The following is a 1,948-nucleotide window of genomic DNA, read 5'->3' as shown; positions in this document are numbered from 1 at the left end:
GAGGTTTTTTCAACGGTTCCTTTCAAAAAGCACTTGACTAAACCCACATTCTCTGCCATGGTGTGGGATTTTTTTGTGCCTTCACGCAACTTGGTGGCTAAATTGGTACTCATTCTTTATTTTTGTTCCTAAAGTTGACGGTATTTGTATTACTACTTACAGACAAGCGAATATCTTTCCAAATTATTAGAGTAAACTGATTTAATGAAAAATTTTGTTAAGAATTCTTACGTAAACACGAGCTCCTACCTCCCCCACCGTCAGAGAGCAAGTTCATAGATCCTGAAACTGATCAGTCTAACAATGGTTTGATCAGTACACACAGGGGGGACGGGAGAAGTTATACCCTAGATTCTTGGCTCAACTGTTGCAACCATCCAAAAAGCTCTAGAAACTAGCAAGACTGTCTAAGTATTTAAGTAAAAATACTTAGACAGTCTCGTGAAAGGCGGTGCGACAAGGCGCTGCCCGAACCTCACCAAGGGAACGGGCACCAAAAGAGTGGAAATTTGCTTCAGCATGGTGAGGCGGCCAATGCCTTGGCAATTTAATCAGATTTTTTCTAGTGCCAAATTCCCAGAGAGTCTATTCCTTCAATTGACGCAACACACTAAACGCCTGAGAACGCCATCCTTGTGGCAATAGGGACAACACCAAAGCAACCCAAGCTTTTGAGGGGGAGCAAGCTTTTCCTGACCAAACTAATTCACGTCCAGTTGATGTTTGTCCAATTTCAATCAGCCGCAATCCTAGTAGTAGCTTAGTTTCCGTTAGGCGCGATCGCCTAACTGTCTCCAACATTTCTGAGTCAAAGTTATAACTTTCTAGATAACGCAGTTTATCCTGTAAATAGGGAATTGCTCGACTAATCCCTTGCTGTTGGGCATGAAATCGATATTCCATTAACAATTCGGGTAAATAATAAGCTTTCTTGCCCGCCATAGCCAGCCGAACGAATAAATCATTATCTTCACAATTTTGGATGTTAGGACGCATAAATTCCACATCTTTCAACGCCTGCATCCTAAATAACGTAGCGCCAATTTGAAAGCTCTGCTGAATAAAAACAACCTCAATTAACTTATCAACAATCCCTTCGATTAACTTAGTTCTTCCCCACCTCTGAGAGTTTAATTTTGTAGCTGATTCATCCCTAGTATTATTAATATTAATTACCCAATGATCTGTCCCAACAAAATCAATAGTATGGTCTGGCTCTAAGATAGCCGTTGTTTTGGCTAAAAATTCAGGTGTCAGCCGGTCATCATCATCAAATTTAATAAAATATTCCCCCAATGCCGCATCAAATCCAGAGCGCATGTTATTACTTTTTCCAATATTTTTGGGGTGACGGATGTAGTTAATTCGGCTATCCTGATACTGGGACATTAACTCAGGAGTGTCATCAGTTGAACCATCATCACAGACAATTAATTCCCAGTCTTGATACGTTTGTTTAATAACACTGTCAATCGCATAAGGAAGTAAATTAACGCGATTGAATGTAGGAATACACACACTAACCTTGGGGACTCGTTGAATCATTGTATTGTTATCTATGAAACTATCAAGCCACTCAATTCATTGATTTGTTGACATAAAATTATCCTATTGGATGCCTGATATCAAGTCCGGTTATAACGGGAGCATGTCAACTTTGTAATTAGGTAAATAGATCCCCCCTAACCCCCCTTAAAAAAGGGGGGAATTAGATGGAAAAGTCCCCCTTATTAAGGGGGATTTAGGGGGATCTGAATCAGGGATTAACAAAATTGACATGCACCCGGTTATAACGAACTAGATATGACTTATAGCAACTTCTTACCTAACCTGAAGATATGATGAAAATTCTCATGCTATCTGCCACCTTTCCTTATCCCCCCACTAGGGGAGGAACTCAGGTACGGACATTTAATTTACTAAAACATCTTAAGTTAAGTCATGATAT

2 protein-coding genes are annotated in these 1,948 nt (G+C 39.9%); both read right to left on the bottom strand.

Going from position 1 to position 1,948, the window contains the following annotated elements; all coding sequences use genetic code 11:
* Positions 1-113: biliverdin-producing heme oxygenase (locus tag F6K49_RS44465; protein WP_293108335.1), on the bottom strand; the 113-nt coding region annotated here is incomplete at its 3' end.
* A gap of 472 nt (positions 114-585) precedes the next feature.
* Positions 586-1,545, bottom strand: a complete 960-nt coding sequence (locus tag F6K49_RS44460; RefSeq protein WP_293108332.1) for a glycosyltransferase family 2 protein — start codon at positions 1,543-1,545, stop codon at positions 586-588.
* Positions 1,546-1,948: the final 403 nt, after the last annotated feature.

The organism is Moorena sp. SIO3I6, assembly GCF_010672095.1.
The sequence above is the reverse complement of the archived record's forward strand: the minus strand, read 5'-3'. Positions and strand labels throughout refer to the sequence as shown.

Bases quoted from the DNA above. Each gene is read 5' to 3' on its own strand.
- F6K49_RS44460 (WP_293108332.1), bottom strand. From the start codon at position 1,545: ATGATTCAACGAGTCCCCAAGGTTAGTGTGTGTATTCCTACATTCAAT.